We start from the raw sequence: 16,405 nt of genomic DNA on the forward strand, positions 1-16,405 counted from the left end.
ATCAAGCTAGACTTTAAAGAAATTAATGTTCCGGTTGAGCTCTTCGGAGAGATGAGCGAGCGTTTGCGAGGAGCTGGCGGTTTCTTCCGCTGCCGCCGCTGATTCTTCGCTTGCCGCAGCAATTGTCTCGACTGCGCGCATTACTTCTTCCGTCTGAGAAGATTGCTCTTCACTCGCAGCTGCGATCTCCGTCACTTGATCTGCTGTGTCGCTTACCATCCGAACGATGTTGTCGAAGGTTTGTCCGGTTTTGGACGTTTGCGTGGTCGCAAGCTCCATCGCCCGCAGGCTTTGATCTGTATTATGCTGCATTCCTTTAATAATGCCGGCAATTTGCTGCGTCGCTTCACTGCTGCGTTCCGCAAGCTTACGCACTTCATCGGCAACGACCGCGAAGCCGCGTCCTTGCTCACCAGCTCTAGCTGCCTCAATTGCAGCGTTCAGAGCAAGCAGGTTCGTCTGTTCAGATATATCGTCGATAACCTCAATAATTTGGCCTATCTTTTGTGAGTCGGTCTCAAGCAGCTTCATCTGGGAAGAGAGGTTCTCCATACTTTGAACGGACGCATGGATCGTCTCGCTGCCGCTGAGTGCACCGCGTTTGGTTTTGTCTGACAGGTCGGATACCATGCTTGCTTTCGTTGCTACATCGTTAACGGCGATTGACATTTCACGGACAAGCTCGCTGATGATTTGCGCTGATTCTGCCTGTTCGGTGCTGCCCTTGGCAATTTCCTCCGTCGTTGCTGATATTTCCTGCGAAGCTCCAGATACGCTCTGGGAAGAATGTAAAGTCTGACTGATCAGCTGACGCAGATTGTCCATCATATCGTTAAATGCTGTCGCCAGCGTGCCAAGCTCATCCTTGCTTTTCGTAGTTGCTTTCTCGCGCAGGTCGCCTTTTGCAGCCTTTGTTGCGACTTCAAGAATGGAGCGAATTCCTCTGACCATAGATTCAGAAATCCAGTAAGCGAGGCTGATGCCGATCAATACAGCGATGATGCCGAATACGATAATGAGCGTTTTGCCGACTGCGTTCGTATGGGCTGCTTTTTCGACCTCGGCTTTGGCGCCGTCATTGTTGAATTCGATCCAGTTTGCAAAATCCTCCATGACTTGCTTGCGGATTGGCGACAGTTCATTCAGAAGCTCGTAGCCTTTCTCCGGTTGATTGTCTTTGCGGGCCTCAATAATAGCAGGCAGCTTATCGGAATAAGCTTGCAAATGTTCTTCCAGCGACTTGAAGATCGTTTCTTCCTCCGGAGAAATAATATAGGACTCATAGCTTTGCATATCTTGCTGCGCGGACGCCATAGTATCTGTAATCGATTTGGCAATATTGTCGATTTCAGTTGGATTGCTCTCCAAATTAATCTTGTTGGCATTGGTACGCGCTTCTACGAAGTTGTCCTTGATTACGCCGATCTTATTAATGCTCGGCAGCCAGTTGCCTTGTACGATGGAACTGGATTTCTGCAAAGATGCCATCTCGACGATGGAGAGGATGCCAATACCTGACAGTAGCACCAGTATAGCGATAAAGCTGGACATTAGTTTTGTCCGGATAGAGAGTTTCATAATTAGCCTCCTGATGAGTTCGATTAGTAGTTGATAAGCAACTGTATAAAATTAACAGTCGGCCGCATAGGAAAGCAGCCGACTGCTTGACATGATGTTAGACTCTGAAGTAGTTGATATGATGATTGAGTTCTTCGGATAGATGTGCAAGGGTTTGGGAGGAACTTGCCGTCTCTTCGGCTGCAGCTGCCGATTCTTCGCTTGCCGCTGCAATCGTCTCAACGGCGCGCATCACTTCTACAGTTTGAGCTGCTTGCTCTTCGCTGGCAGCCGCGATTTCAGTAACCTGATCTGCTGTATCGCTCACCATGCGCACGATGCTCTGGAATGTTTGGCCTGTCTTCGACGTTTGTACTGTAGCATGCTCCATCGCTCTCAAGCTTTGGTCCGTGTTATGCTGCATGCCCTTGATAATGCCGGCAATTTGCTGTGTCGCTTCACTGCTTCGTTCCGCAAGCTTGCGTACTTCATCAGCGACGACGGCGAAGCCGCGTCCTTGATCGCCTGCACGTGCTGCCTCAATCGCTGCATTCAGAGCAAGCAAGTTCGTTTGTTCGGAAATTTCATCGATGACTTCGATAATTTGACCGATCTTCTGTGAATCTTTCTCAAGCAGCTTCATCTGGGTAGAGAGGTTCTCCATACTTTGAACGGATGCTTGAATCGTCTCGCTACCGCTTTCTGCGCCGCGCTTCGTCTTCTCGGACAGCTCTGCCACAAGGCTTGCTTTCGTTGCGACATCATTAACGGCTACCGACATTTCACGGACAAGCTCGCTGATGACTTGTGCGGACTCCGCTTGCTCAGTGCTACCTTTGGCGATTTCCTCTGTCGTTGCGGAGATCTCTTGAGATGCTGCGGATACGTTCTGAGAGGAATTCACGGTTAGACCAATGAGGTTGCGTAAATTCTCCATCATTTCATTGAATGCAGTTGCAAGTGTGCCAAGCTCGTCCTTACTGCGCGCCTTGGCTTGATCCCTTAAATCACCTTTCGCTGCATTGATTGCGACGTCCAGAATGGAGCGGATTGCTCTGACCATCGTTTCGGACATCCACGTTGCCAGAATGAGGCCGACGACGACTGCAATAAGGCCAAAAGTAATGATAAGTGTTTTACCGACGGCATTCGTATGAGCGGCTTTATCAACCTCATCTTTAGAGCCGATATTGTTGAACTCAATCCATTTGCTGAAGTCTTCGGAGACAAGCTTGCGTACAGGCGTCAGTTCATTAACGAGCTGGTAGCCCTTCTCTGGTTGATTATCCTTGCGTGCTTGAATGATGACAGGCAAGTGCTCGCTATATGCTTGCAAGTCTTGAGTCAACTTCTGATAGATAGCGTTTTCTTCGGGAGATATGATGAAAGACTCATAATCCTGCATCTCTTTATTTACCGCGGCCATACTGTCATTAATTGTACCCGCGAGTTTATCGATTTCGGCAGGGTTGCTTTCCAAATTGATTTTGTTAACGTTTACACGAGCTTCACTAAAGTAGTCCTTGATGACGCCAATCTTGTTAATGCTCGGCAGCCAGTTCGTTTGCACGATGTAGCTGGATTTCTGCAAGGACGCCATTTCAACGATGGCTAGTGTTCCGATCCCTACCAAGAGCACCAGAATGGCGATAAAGCTGGACATTAGCTTTGTGCGAATGGATAGTTTCACTAATGTTCTTCCTCCCGTATACGTCGATTTGTCAGTCCATGGTACTAATAGTAGAGGTAAAGTGTTAAAAAAAATGGGTAAAAACTATTTGATTTGTGTATGATCATAGCCCGAAAGAGCAGCTTCAGGATCAAATTGCTAGGAAAGTGCTAGGAAATCAATTCGACAAATATAGACAAATTCCTCTTGAGGATAACTCGGTTTATGTCGAATAACAACGATTTTTAACAATATGAGTGCGGTTTTCGGTTACATAGTTATATATGAAGAAATTACAGGTCAGAACTGGCTGGTTACTCTTAAGGAAGAGCGAGTATTAAGGCAGCCTTTTAAAATGTTATCATTGACAATGAGAATCATTATCGAATAAACTGTGAGTATTGATTGAGATTGATTCTCATTATTAATTAATCCGGGGGGATGATTTTGTGTTTCACAAGGTTTTAACACGTAGTTTATTAGCGGCGGCTGTGCTGCTCGCTCCAGTAACGGTGGCGGGCGTCGATAAGTCTGCGCATGCTGCAGGATCTGCTATTAAAGTAACGCTAGACGGAAAGACGCTGTCGCTCGGCAGTGGACCGCAAATTTCGAAAGGCAGAACGCTCATTCCATACAGCGGCATCGTTAGCGCGCTCGGCGGTAAAGCCTCTTGGGATGCAAGCAGCAAAACGGTCACAGCTACCAAAGATTCTACGACTGTTAAGCTGACTGTCGGCTCTCATTCGGCCTATATTAATGGCCAATATACATATCTGGATTCCGCTCCTTATATCTCAGATGGCAAAACGTTTGTGCCGCTTCGCCTTGTATCTGAAGCATTCGGCAAATGGGTTAACTTCAACTCTGCCGCGAGCACAGTTGCGATCAGCAGCACATTGACTGTATCGACAAGCACAGGCTCCTTTACATTGAAAAAGAAACCGAGCCGCATTGTTACGCTGTCCTCGTCAGATACGGAAATTATTTATGCGCTTGGCGGTAAAGTTGTCGGTCGTTCGACAGCAATCGGACCGGTAATTCCGGCTGCAGCTTCTTCCGTTCCAGAAGTCGGCAGCACGCATGGCATTAACTTCGAGACACTGGCTTCCGTGAAGCCTGATCTGGTCATTGCCAGCCCATCACTGAAGTCGCAGCAAGCTACAATTGAGAAGCTTGGCGCGCAAGTGTTGTTTAACTCACATAACACGTTTACAGAAATTCAAGCTTCGATTCGTCTGTATGGCAAAGTGCTGAGCCAAGAAACGAAAGCAGAGCAAATCATTAAAGGTATGAAGTCGGACATTGCATCCCTGAAAAAACCGGCAACGGCACCGAAGACGCTGATCGTGTATGGCGCGCCAGGCAGCTTCGTCGTTGCTCTTCCTACAAGCTACCCAGGCAACTTCCTGGAGCTTGCGGGTGGTAAGAACGTTGCAGCGAACTTCCCTAAGATGGATATGATGCCACAGTATGCTGACCTTAGCCTTGAGCGTATCATTGCAGCGAATCCGGATCTTATCCTTATGATTACACACGGTGATGCTGCAGAAGTAAAAGCAAGCTTCAAGAAACAGTTCGAGACGAATCCGGCTTGGAAGAGCCTCTCGGCTGTGAAGAACGATCGTTTCGAAGTGCTGCCGAGCGACTTGTTCGCGGCGAACCCAGGCATCCGTGCTCCACAAGCGATTGAAACGATCAACAAACTGCTGCTACAGGTGAAATAATCAATGGCTACAACAATTGCTACGAAACAAAGCGTGAAGGAGGCGGGCATTGCCCGCCTCACCCGCAACAGTGCCGTGCTGCTCATTAGTGCGGCACTGCTTGTGTTAGCGGGGTTATACGGTCTGATGTCAGGAGCGATTGCGATTCCCGCACGAGACGTATGGACGTCTCTGCTTCATTCTTCAGATACGGAAGCAAGACAAATTGTGTGGAATTTGCGTCTTCCGCGTGTACTAACCGGTATGCTGGCAGGCATTTGCCTGGCAATCTCCGGCGCGTTCCTTCAAGGCGTGTTCCGCAATCCACTTGCTGATCCGGGCATTATCGGCGTCTCGTCTGGAGGCGGGCTCGCCGCTGTAGTCATTATGATTCTGTTCCCTGAGCATATTGCTTACTTGCCGATCTCCGCGTTCTTAGGAGCATTGGCGGCAGCTTCGATTGTCTACTCGCTCGCTTGGAAAGGCGGGGCATCGCCGATTCGGCTCATTCTGGCCGGGGTCGCGGTGAATTCCTTACTCGGCGCGGCGATGACCGCGCTGATGATCTTGAACAGCGAGAAGGTGCAGTCGGTTCTGCCATGGATGTCTGGCAGCTTGAACGGCAGAAGCTGGCCGCACTTCAATACATTGCTGCCATATACCATCGTCGGCCTTATTGCGTCGCTCTTCCTCATTAAGACAGCAAATCTGCTCGTGCTTGGCGACGATGCGGCTAAGCTGCTAGGCAGCCGCGTAGAAAAAGGCAGACTGCTGATCATTCTGCTCTCGACCTTCTTGGCGGGAGCGGCAATCAGTATCGTAGGCATGGTCGGCTTTGTCGGCCTCGTTGTGCCGCATATTGTAAGGCTTATTGTTGGCAATGACTACCGCATCTTCCTGCCGATCTCCGCGATTGGCGGCGGGGCGCTCATCGTAGCGGCGGACACGGCTGCACGCAGTTGGTTCGATCCCATTGAGTTCCCTGTAGGTATTTTGCTCGCACTGCTAGGCGCACCGTTCTTTCTCTACTTGTTACGAAGGGGGGCTAGACGATGAGCAAGACGCCATCTTCAACTTCAGCTTTAGCTGCGGCGGGGCTGAAATACGGTTACCATTCATTGAGTCCAATCGTAAATGGCTTAAACATGCAGGTGTCGCCTGGTGAGTGGCTCGGTATTGTCGGTCCGAACGGCTCCGGCAAGTCTACTGTGCTGCGTATGCTGGCAAGACTCGTCTCGCCACAAGGCGGCACGGTGACAATGGAAGGCAAAGACATGGCTGGCATGGATACGAAGGCTGTCGCACGCCAGATGACCATGCTGACGCAATCCCAGGAGGGCTCGCTCGATATTACGGTGCGCGAGCTCGTTCGCAGGGGGCGGAATCCACATCTGAAATGGTACGAGGAATGCAGAGGCAAGCACGAGGAAGTGGTGGATTGGGCGCTGAATGTAACTAGCATGAGCGACCTGCACAACCGTTCACTTCTGGAGCTATCTGGCGGCGAACGCCAGCGCGCTTGGCTTGCGATGTGTATGGCGCAGACGCCGCGTATTCTGTTGCTTGATGAGCCGACGACTTATCTGGATATTGCCCATCAGCTTGAGCTGATGGAGCTGATCCGTGAGCTGAACCGGGAGCAAGGCATAACGGTTGTGATGGTTTTGCATGATCTAAACCAAGCTGCGCGTTATTGTGATCGCATTATTGCGATGAAGCAGGGTGCTATTGTGCGGGAAGGCACGCCGACGGATGTATTCCGCGTCGATTTCTTCCGCGAGGTGTTCGGTATTGAAGCCAAAGTCTACCTTGATGACGGCGTGCCGGTGTATTTGCCGTGCGGGATCGTTCAAGATAAGCAGAAACCTACAGCCGCAGCCGCGGCCGCGGCAATCTAGTATTGTGCATGAAACGAAAGGGAGCGAGAGAATATGGCAAAGTCAGCTTTAAGCAATGAGCTCGTACGTGAGTTTGTAGGCTCCGCGCATGCGGATCTTGCGAAGGTGCAGACACTGCTGGCGCAGGAACCGGGTCTGCTGCACGCTTCGATGAATTGGGGCGGCGACGATTGGGAGACGGCGATTGGCGCGGCATCCCATGTCGGACGGCGGGATATTGCACAATTTTTGCTCTCCAAAGGAGCGCGTATTGACCTGTTCGCTGCGGCGATGCTCGGCGAGCTGGAGCTCGTGAAATCGACACTTACACAATATCCGCAGCAGTTGCATGCGCTTGGGCCGCATGGCATTACGCTCTATCAGCACGCTTTAATCGGCGGCGAGCAATCGAAGGAAGTCGCGGCGTATTTGAAATCGCTGCTTTATAAAGATGAGGAAGGAAGTGGCCATATGATCGTCGTTGAGAATCGCATCGAAGTTCGTGCAGGCATGGCGGACGCTGTATTAGAGCGTTTCCGTACTCCTAAAAGTGTACATACGTTCAAAGGCTTCGTCCGTATGGATGTTCTTCACGCTGCAGTATCCGAGGAGACAGAGGAAATCCGCGTTTGTACCACTTGGGAGAGCGAAGCAGATTTCCAAGCATGGGCAAACAGCGATTCGTTTAGACATGCGCATGCGAAGCGGGCTTCTGAGGCTGCGGCGAAATCGGATGCGCAGCCAGCGCACGGCTCGGCACATGGCCAAGGGCAAGGACATGGAAGTGGCGCTCATGGCGGCGGTCAATCGTCGGCAGCAGCTGGAGAAGCTCCGGCAAGCGGTCCAATCGTCGGCAACAAAGTGACGATCTACAAGGTTGTCGTTTCCCACCTGCCGAAAGCGGCTGCTGAAACGGTATAAGCTAGCCAAGCAGCCGAACAGCCAAACAGCCAAACAGCCAACAGACAAACAGCCGTCCGAGATTCTCGGACGGCTGTTTGTCTGCGCGATAGAAGGTTCTAACGAACTCAGGTAACGCTATTCGGCCATTTTGAGCCACTGTTGCTACCTAACGAACTCCAGGAGCGTTATTCGGCTCGAATCTCTCGAAATTGCCCTGATATGAGCCGAATAAGGACGCTGGAGTTCGTTAGGGCGTGGAGAGGAGTGATTTCCGGCGTATAAGCGCAATACGATTCGTTAGCGGTGGAGAGGGAGTGGTCTGTTTTAGGCGAAGAACAAAGAGGAGCCAGGAGTCCCCACAAGTACTAGCTCCTACCAAAAAAGAAGCATGCGAGGGTCTACATCCCCCACATGCTCCCCACTCGTTTTTTACCCGCATATGTTTTACCACATACGCTCTACCACAAATCTTTGACCGCGATCTCCCACACTTGCGTCTGCTTATCCGTCAACTTGAGTACGCCATTCGCGTCGTATTCGCCTACGCCGAAGTCGTTGTCGTTGGCAACGAGAATCGTATTCTTGTTCAGCACGGTGAGCCCTTCGAACTTCTCGAACGGATAATCGAGCTTCGTGAGGTCTAGAATGAGCGATTTGGGTGCTGTTACGATGCCGGACGCTTTCAACTCATCGCTGCTGAGCGCCTCCACATTGCTGCTAATATCAGCTTTGTTCAAGACGTTCGTCGCTTTGGACAAGTCGATCTTGTACACACGTTTAATTTGCGCTGCAGCGCCTTCGTTCTTGTCACGCTCGTCCACGAGCAGCACGTCCGCAGCTAGCGCATGGAGGTCAGAGATGACGACATCCTTTTGCGATACATTGATGAACGTTTTTGCATCCTCTGCGACATACACGTATTCGCCGATGACTTGCTTCGTCGACAGATCCATTTTCAGAATCCGCAGGTTGCGGGACGCTTCACCAGTCGCTTTGTCAGGCACAGCCATTGGGCTCTGGATGGACGCATACAAATATTTGCCGTCCGGGCTAATCGTTACACCTTCAAAGCCGCGGTTCACAATGCGCTTCGAGTAGACAGCCGGGAATGCTTCAACAATAGGGATTTGCGCGTTCGCAAGCTTTGCCTTGTCGCCGGCAGGAACAAAGCGGCTAATAATGGTGCCGTCACGCTTCACTTGAATAAGCGATGGGCGATATTCGTCAGCCATCCAGAACGTATCGTCAGATGGGCTATATGCGAGGCCCTCAAGGTCAAGACCATCCGGATCAAGCGGCAGCAGCTTCGTGCCTGTATTGTCGTAAGACTTCTCGTCGCTCGCAATGTTGCTAAGGCCCGTCGTGCTGCGATCACCAGAGACAACGCCCTTCGCGCCTACTGGCAGCTGGAGCTTGTTCGTCTCCAATATCGTAACTTGTCCGCCCTCGAGCTTGATTTTATAGAAACGCGGCACGTAATCCTGAATCGGGAACGTGCGGTTTACCGTTTTGTCGATGGTAATAAGTCCGTTTGGACCACGGTCAGCCAGCGTGTAGAACACGTTGTCCGGGTCGCCCGGCATATGCAGAAGACCAGAGAATCCGCCTTCCTTAAGTCCGAGTCCGAGGCTTGGCGGGTTCATCCACGTATATTTTCCTTCTACAAAAGGATACTCGCGAAGCGTTACCTTCTTGCTCGCATTGTCCCAAGTGACGTTCTGTCCAAGCACTTCGCCCATCGCTCTAACCGGCACATACAGGCTGCCGTTGATGGTGACGGCGTCCTTATCTAGCGCGACTTCATTGTCACCTGCAAACAGCTTCACCTTGACCGTGATCGCCTTAAGCGCAGTGTCAGCAGCTTCTACGATTTGCGAGCTGAGCACAGCAACGGATACGACCCCTGCGATTGCGGCCCATTTTGTAAAGCGGAACTTCATCATTAGCTCTCCTCAATTCTCTAATATAGTGGTGAGACGCTTAGTAGCTTCTACCAGAGTAGAGGAGTTGTGTTAACTGGATATCATTGCCGAAAGGAGCTTTTGTAAACGACGCTATCAGCGATTTGCGAAATTTGTCAGTACGTGCAACTTTCCTCGAACCGAGCACGTTAAATAAGGTGAATTCTGGTAACTGACAAAATAGGACGGTGGTGAGGATGATTCATTATTTCATTGCATTTATGGTGTCATTTCTTATTGTGTACCTGTTAATACCTCCATTTCGCAAGCTGGCTTTCAAGCTCGATTTCGTGGACAAGCCCCGTAAAAATGTTGAACGCAAAATTCACCGTGAACCGATTCCACTTACTGCCAGCTTTGCGATTTTCATCGGTTTTTTTGCTACATACCTGGCTGTTTCGAGAGGAGTATCGTGGGAGACCGGTGCATTATTTGTTGGTGGAGTTCTTCTGCTCATTATTGGTACTGTTGATGATTGGTATAAAACAAAAGGAAAAGATTTTCCCGCCCTGCCTAAGCTAGTCTTTCAACTGTCGGCGGCCATCCTCGTATATGCGTCAGGTATCGTATTCACGGGGTTCATTAATCCGTTCTCAGGCGACTATGTCGTGCTGCCCGTCATCCTTCAGTTTCTGCTCACGATTCTGTGGATTTTTGGAGTGACAACAGTCATTAATTTCTCGGATGGGCTGGACGGTTTGGCAGGAGGTCTTTCGGCGATCTCGGCGACAACGTTGTTTATTGTAGCCATTGCAATGGGACAGTCCAATTCAGCTATGATGGCGATTATCCTGTTGGGTATTACCCTTGCCTACTTACGGTTCAATAAGCCGCCTGCGAAAGTGTTTATGGGGGATGCCGGCGCTACTTTCCTGGGATTTTTACTGGCTGTCATCGCGCTCGATGGTGCCTTTAAGCAGGCGACAGTATTATCGCTGTTTATCCCGATCTTGGCGCTTGGGGTACCTATATTTGATAATCTCTTTGTTGTGGTAAAACGTCTCTTGCAGGGTAAGCCGATGTATCAAGCGGATGCCAGCCAGGCGCATTACCGTTTGCTCCGTGCAGGACTCAATACGAAGCAGGCGCTTATGGTACTCATGCTGCTAAGCACATGTATGGGGCTAACATCTATTATCCTGCTGCTGGTTCAAGTATAAGCGCAACTCGTTCTACAAGCTTGTCATGCTAGTCTGCATAATTGTCCAAGTCCCCTCATAGACATAGAACATCTCAAGCGTAAACGGCTTCAAGTCCCGTACGAGCTGCCAACTTTTTGGCGGCATGCGTACAACTCCGGATACGTTTAAATCAATGGAATGAGGGGTTGATCTCATGCGTCGTCGAATCAGTTTTCTCGCAGTTATTATGCTATGCCTCACGGCGGTGCTCGCAGGCTGCGGGACTAAGGACGCGGAATCGGTAGTCAAAGATTTGGACAAAACGTTAAACGGGTTAGGCAGCTATCACGGCAAGGGTACCATGATTCTGCATACTGGCCAGCAGCCGCTGGAGTATCAAGTGGACGTATCGTACCAGAAGCCGCAATACTATCGCATTGCCCTCACGAACGCCAAGAAGGATATTACGCAAATTGTGCTTCGCAACGATGAAGGCGTATTCGTCCTGACGCCGCGCCTCAATAAAGTGTTCCGTTTCCAAAGCGATTGGCCGGCTAATCAAGGACAAGTCTACCTGTACCAAACGCTGGTGCAGAGCATTCTGCTCGATAATTCCCGCACGTTTGCAGTAGACAAGGATGCGTACGTGTTTGACGTGATGGCGAACTATCAGAACGGATCGCTGGCGCGGCAAAAGATTTGGTTGAACAAGTCCGATTATGCGCCAAGCAAAGTGGAAGTGAGCGACGCGAACGCAGCCGTGATGGTTGAGGTCAAATTCGATTCCTTCGAATTTGGTTCGAAGCTGGAGAAGAGCGTATTCGATACGCAGTCGAATATGGGCACACCGGCAGGAGACAAGCCGACAACAGCGCTTCCGTCGGATGACAGCAACAGCAATAGCAATAATGCCAGCAGCGACAATTCGGATCAAGCGGCAACTTCGCCGGACAACAACGCATCGCAATCGAATGATACGCAGACGAACTCGAATGCAGACACCAATTCGAATGCCTCCGGAAACAATCCGGACAACAGCACTTCCAGCAGCACAAATGCAGACGATTCAAGCAACAACAGCAGCGATAACAGCAGCGGAAATGCAAGCGAGGATGCAGAGGATACGATGGCGCCAGCTGGCAGCCAAAGCTTCTTAGCGCTCGAGCCTTCCTACTTGCCGGACGGCGTGTCGGAGAAGGATCAGCAGGACATCGTCTTCGGGGGCAATGCAGGCATTATCATCCGCTACGCCGGCGACTACGAATATACATTAATTGAGACGCAGCCGAAGGATCTAGCCGTATCTCAAACGAAAGGCGAGCTGAAAGATCTCGGCTTCACAGTCGGCTCCCTCTCTGGCTCCCTTTTGGACGGTGAACAGCAGACGCTGACTTGGACTTATAATGGTACAGAGTTCCGTCTAACGAGCGGAGACCTGCCAGAGAATGAAATGATGAAGATCGCACAATCGGTACAAGGCGAGATGACAAAATAATGCTTGTATAATAAACAATTTCCAACACTTGTTTAGCCCGAATAGCCCGCCAATTCATTGACAGCCGGAAGCCTCAGCGTTTAACATATAGGCTACGGGTTTAATAAGAAAACGCCTGCCCAAATTGCGGTAGGCGTTTACTTTTTGGAAATGAAGGTGGACCAAGTTGGACTTTAGTGCTTATTATCGCCCCACTCGGGCAGAGATATCATTAGATGCGCTCGCGCGCAACTTGCAGTCCTTTCGCGAGGCGATTCCGCAAGGTATGCGGCTTATGGCATCTGTAAAAGCGAACGCTTACGGCCACGGCGCAGTTGAAATCGCACGCGAGGCGGAGCGCTGCGGCATTGATTACCTCGGCGTCGCTTTCCTCGACGAAGCGCTGCAGCTTCGGCAGGCCGGCATCATAGCGAACATTCTCGTGCTCGGCTATGTTCCGCCGGAAGGGCTTGCTGCCGCACGGGAAGCGAACATCGCGATCGCGCTGTTCAGCGACGACATTATTGCAGCAGTAGCTGCACTGCCGCCAAGCGATAAGAAATTGACGGTTCATGTCAAGATCGACACCGGCATGGGCCGGCTTGGCGTGTTAGCTGGCGACGATGCGTTGCCATTCATTCAGCGCGCCATGAAAGAGCCGAATTTGGTTGTTGAAGGGCTATTCACGCATTACGCGCGCGCGGATGAGACCAATAAGAGTTATACGGAGCTGCAATACGAGCGCTTCTCCCAGGTGGTGGAGCAATTGAAGGCAGCGGGGCTTGAAATTCCGATTATCCATGCTGCTAATAGCGCGACAGGCATTGATACACCGGAGATGGGCATCGGTATGCTGCGTCTCGGCATTAGCATGTACGGCCTTTATCCGTCTGCTGAAGTGAATCATTCGCGAATCGCGCTTGAGCCGGTCCTCACCTTGAAGACCGCTGTGGTCATGGTGAAGGATGCACCTCCGGGCTGGGGAATCAGCTACGGTACGCGTTACTTCACACAAGGGACAGAAGCAATCGGTACGCTTCCTATCGGTTATGCCGACGGCTTCAGCCGGATGCTGACTGGCAAGGCGGAAGTGCTGCTGCGCGGACAGCGAGTTCCGGTACGCGGCACGATCTGCATGGACCAATGCATGATTGGGCTTGATGCGGCGGCTGCGATAGGGAATAAGCCTGTCGAGGTCGGCGAGGAAGTTGTCCTGATTGGTTGCCAAGGCGATGCAGCTATAACGGCAGATGATGTTGCAGACCAGCTTGACACGATTAATTATGAAATCACTTGCATGATCGCAAATCGTGTGCCCCGTGTTTACTTGCGCGGCGGCAGCGTAACGGCGGTAACCAACCCGCTGCTGTAAATTTCGCAAGGAAGCAATTCCCTGTGAAGGATTTACACTGGATTTAGAGGATTTTATCGTCTTACCGCGAATAATGTATTTTGAAGGCGTTCGCGGATGCATTGTAGGTCATAAAGGACACCATAGTCATATCGTTATGCAGCATACTTGATATACGGCTCGCATACATATGAGGGTGTATAATACGGACCAAACAATGACATACTGTTACTGTTTTTTGTTGGAAATGTTTTGGAGGTGCGAGTTCGGTGGCCAATATGCAAAACACCAAAAGGATTATGATCAGCTTACCGGATCATTTGCTGGAGGAAGTCGACGGAATCGTCGCCAAAGAAAACTCGAACCGGAGCGAATTTATTCGTCAGGCAATGAAATTGTATTTGATAGAACGGAAGAAACGTCAGATTCGCGATTCGATGCAGCGTGGCTATTTGGAAATGGCCAAAATCAACTTAGTGATGGCGTCGGAAGCTTTTCAAGCGGAGGAAGATGCCGGCGATACGCTCGGCCGACTCGTAAGCGGGGTGTAAAGCTTGATCGTTAAACGCGGCGATGTGTTTTTTGCTGATTTGTCACCTGTTGTCGGTTCTGAACAGGGAGGTGTGCGTCCTGTTCTCGTTATTCAAAATGATATTGGCAACCGCTTTAGCCCAACCGTCATTGTAGCTGCGATTACAGCTCAAATACAGAAGGCTAAGTTGCCGACGCATGTAGAGATTGATGCGGCACTTCATGGGTTTGACCGTGATTCCGTCCTTCTTCTCGAACAGATTCGCACGATTGATAAACAGCGTCTTACCGACAAGATCACACACCTCGACGATGAAACGATGCGCAAAGTAGACGAGGCGCTGCAGATCAGCGTTGGCCTTATTGATTTTTGAATATGGGATTATCACGACAGCAGGGCCGCATAGGGCTCTGTTTTTTTTGCGTTCATAGAGGTCGGTCTTCGGACGTAGTGGAAGTTCAATCTTCCGCCGCTGTCTGGCATCCGGCACTCGGTTCATAATGAGAGTAAGATGATGAACTGATGGAGGATGATAAATATGAGCACAATGAATCGGCCGGATTTTGCAATAGCAGGTATGGGACGTACAGGTGGCGGCAATTTTCACCGCGTAGAGCTGGAAGGTGTCAGCACGGTGGACGGTAATCTCGATTGCTATTCGTTCAAGATGAGCGGGATGGCGACAGTGAAAGGCAGTGTGAGAGCTGAGGAGCGGTTCGAAGGAAGCGGGAAGTTGAAGGTGGAAGGCCCGGTTCAAGCTGAAGTGATAAAGCTGGAGGGGCAAGTGACCGTGAAGGGAAAAGTTCAGTGCGACGTTTACCAAGGCAGCGGCTTTATGAAAGTGCACGGCGACTGCCGTACGAACCGCTGTGAAGTAAGAGGAGCGTTGGCCGTGGGCGGCGTGCTGAGCGCGGATCAGCTCCATATATGGCTGGAAGGTCCGTTTCGCGCAGAAACGATTCGCTGCAGAGAGCTGCGTGTGAAGAACACGCACAGCGGGACGCTCAAGCGGTTGCTTCACTCGATTCTGCCTTCTGCGTGGCAGACGCAGCTGCGCGCGGAACACATTGAAGGCGATGAAATCGAGCTGCGGGAGACGACTGCATCGCTCGTTCGTGGACGACGGGTATCGATCGGTCCGGGCTGTGTGATTAACCGTGTTGAATACGAGAGCGAGCTTATCGTGCATCCGGACGCCGTCGTCCACTCGCGCGAACAGCTCGTGCGTTAGGAGGGTTTGTGCGATGGCAGCAGGCGTAAGCAGAAAAGTGAAGATTACCGGCTCGGGCTCGACGTCCGGCGGTCTGTTCGACAGCGTCCGCGTTATGGGCGAAGGCCAAGTGCTTGGCACCATTGAGAGCGAATTGGTCAAAAGCATGGGTTCGCTTCATGTTTCCGGTACTCTCAAGGCGGGGCAATATCAACAGATCGGTGAAACGACGGTGTCTGGCGACGTACTGGGCGGCCATATGAATGTGCTTGGACAGCTGAACGTTTCCGGCCGCGTCCGCTGTCGCTCCATGAAGCTGAGAGGTCAGTTGGATGTGCTCGGCGAATGCGAAGCCGATCATTTCGATGCACGAGGCGGTTTCAACATTCATGGACTGCTCAGCGGTAAAGAAGTGGATATCCGCACTTGGGGCCCATGCAAGGCGAAGGAAATCGGCGGCAATAAGGTTACCGTTCGCAAGAGCAAGTGGGGCGGCATGAAGCAGTGGTTCACGGCTTCGCAGAAGAGGGAACTGACGGCGGAATTGATCGAAGGCGAGTACATTTATCTGGAGCATACGATGGCGGATGTCGTTCGCGGAACAGATGTGACGATCGGCCCGGGCTGCAGAATCGGGCTCGTTGAATATCGCAAATCGCTCAAGCTGAGCAAGGATGCGGAAGTGAATGATCAGGTGAAGCTTTAAGAGCTGTAGGTGAGCAGCAGCTTATAGAAGGGGCCGTGAGGTCCGAGGAAGTGCGTGCAGGAAGAGCGCATCTCTTAGGATCCCGCCGATTGCGGTATTCCTCGTGCTGCAGAAGTACGTTATCAAGGGCATGGTTGCAGGTGCTGTAAAAGGTTAGGATTGAGATGAATATGGTTAGTACGCATAAAGCGTGCTAACCGTTTTTTTTGTTCTAGGTGGAATGAGGGCTAGAGAAGTATGTTGTTGTGTTACAATCTGGTTTATTATGAGGATACTGGAAATGCACTAGTCCCCGCTCATTGTTATCAAATGGTCAAGCTCTGCCATGTTATGTACGGGAA

The 16,405-nt window shown here is 51.0% G+C and carries 14 protein-coding genes and 1 pseudogene; 12 read left to right on the forward strand and 3 right to left on the reverse strand.

The genetic code is table 11. The features are described 5' to 3' along the window. Nucleotides 1-6: 6 nt before the first annotated feature. Nucleotides 7-1,578, reverse strand: coding sequence for a methyl-accepting chemotaxis protein (locus BMY11_RS21675; RefSeq protein WP_090581212.1), 1,572 nt, complete (start codon nt 1,576-1,578; stop codon nt 7-9). Nucleotides 1,579-1,675: 97 nt separating this feature from the next. Then, nucleotides 1,676-3,247 (reverse strand): methyl-accepting chemotaxis protein, encoded by a 1,572-nt coding sequence (locus BMY11_RS21680; protein ID WP_090581215.1) that lies wholly within the window; start codon nt 3,245-3,247, stop codon nt 1,676-1,678. Between the two features lie 428 nt (nt 3,248-3,675). On the opposite strand from BMY11_RS21680, the gene BMY11_RS21685 reads away from it, so the two are divergent. The 5 genes and pseudogenes from BMY11_RS21685 (at nt 3,676) to BMY11_RS29425 (ending at nt 7,727) form a co-directional block, all read left to right on the forward strand. Beyond that, nucleotides 3,676-4,950: an ABC transporter substrate-binding protein gene (locus tag BMY11_RS21685; RefSeq protein WP_090581218.1), complete on the forward strand. Its 1,275-nt coding sequence runs from the start codon at nt 3,676-3,678 to the stop codon at nt 4,948-4,950. A 3-nt stretch (nt 4,951-4,953) separates the two neighbouring features. Then, nucleotides 4,954-5,985, forward strand: coding sequence for a FecCD family ABC transporter permease (locus BMY11_RS21690; protein WP_090581220.1), 1,032 nt, complete (start codon nt 4,954-4,956; stop codon nt 5,983-5,985). Further along, the gene (locus BMY11_RS21695) at nt 5,982-6,827 is read left to right on the forward strand and encodes an ABC transporter ATP-binding protein (protein WP_090581222.1); all 846 of its coding nucleotides are present in this window, start codon (nt 5,982-5,984) and stop codon (nt 6,825-6,827) included. The genes BMY11_RS21690 and BMY11_RS21695 overlap by 4 nt, the downstream gene beginning before the upstream one ends. 33 nt (nt 6,828-6,860) lie before the next feature. After that, nucleotides 6,861-7,247: pseudogene (locus tag BMY11_RS29420) on the forward strand (ankyrin repeat domain-containing protein); the annotation flags it as partial. A gap of 30 nt (nt 7,248-7,277) precedes the next feature. After that, nucleotides 7,278-7,727 carry an antibiotic biosynthesis monooxygenase gene (locus BMY11_RS29425; protein WP_256217697.1) on the forward strand — a complete coding sequence of 150 codons (450 nt, stop codon included), beginning with the start codon at nt 7,278-7,280 and terminating at the stop codon, nt 7,725-7,727. 440 nt (nt 7,728-8,167) lie between these two features. Here BMY11_RS29425 and BMY11_RS21705 read toward each other — a convergent pair whose 3' ends face one another. Further along, nucleotides 8,168-9,652, reverse strand: coding sequence for an esterase-like activity of phytase family protein (locus tag BMY11_RS21705; protein WP_090581228.1), 1,485 nt, complete (start codon nt 9,650-9,652; stop codon nt 8,168-8,170). A 215-nt stretch (nt 9,653-9,867) separates the two neighbouring features. Here BMY11_RS21705 and BMY11_RS21710 point away from each other — a divergent pair, with 215 nt between their 5' ends. The 7 genes from BMY11_RS21710 (at nt 9,868) to BMY11_RS21740 (ending at nt 16,064) form a co-directional block, all read left to right on the forward strand. Then, nucleotides 9,868-10,830: an MraY family glycosyltransferase gene (locus BMY11_RS21710; RefSeq protein WP_256217689.1), complete on the forward strand. Its 963-nt coding sequence runs from the start codon at nt 9,868-9,870 to the stop codon at nt 10,828-10,830. A 175-nt stretch (nt 10,831-11,005) separates the two neighbouring features. Next, nucleotides 11,006-12,286, forward strand: coding sequence for a DUF4367 domain-containing protein (locus BMY11_RS21715; RefSeq protein WP_090581231.1), 1,281 nt, complete (start codon nt 11,006-11,008; stop codon nt 12,284-12,286). A 166-nt stretch (nt 12,287-12,452) separates the two neighbouring features. Then, a complete protein-coding gene (alr, locus tag BMY11_RS21720; RefSeq protein ID WP_090581233.1) occupies nt 12,453-13,637 on the forward strand; it encodes an alanine racemase in 1,185 nt (394 codons plus the stop codon). A gap of 248 nt (nt 13,638-13,885) precedes the next feature. Continuing rightward, nucleotides 13,886-14,167, forward strand: a complete 282-nt coding sequence (locus tag BMY11_RS21725; RefSeq protein ID WP_090581236.1) for a CopG family ribbon-helix-helix protein — start codon at nt 13,886-13,888, stop codon at nt 14,165-14,167. Between the two features lie 3 nt (nt 14,168-14,170). Next, complete coding sequence (locus tag BMY11_RS21730; protein ID WP_090581240.1) at nt 14,171-14,521, forward strand: type II toxin-antitoxin system PemK/MazF family toxin; 351 nt, start codon at nt 14,171-14,173, stop codon at nt 14,519-14,521. A 165-nt stretch (nt 14,522-14,686) separates the two neighbouring features. Beyond that, on the forward strand, nt 14,687-15,379 hold the full coding sequence (locus tag BMY11_RS21735) for a hypothetical protein (protein WP_090581243.1): 693 nt from the start codon (nt 14,687-14,689) through the stop codon (nt 15,377-15,379). Between the two features lie 13 nt (nt 15,380-15,392). Continuing rightward, nucleotides 15,393-16,064 (forward strand): hypothetical protein, encoded by a 672-nt coding sequence (locus BMY11_RS21740; RefSeq protein WP_090581246.1) that lies wholly within the window; start codon nt 15,393-15,395, stop codon nt 16,062-16,064. Nucleotides 16,065-16,405 lie beyond the last annotated feature (341 nt).

Origin of the sequence: Paenibacillus sp. OV219 (assembly GCF_900110075.1) — a bacterium.
In the GTDB taxonomy this organism is placed as follows: Bacteria; Bacillota; Bacilli; order Paenibacillales; family Paenibacillaceae; genus Paenibacillus_Z.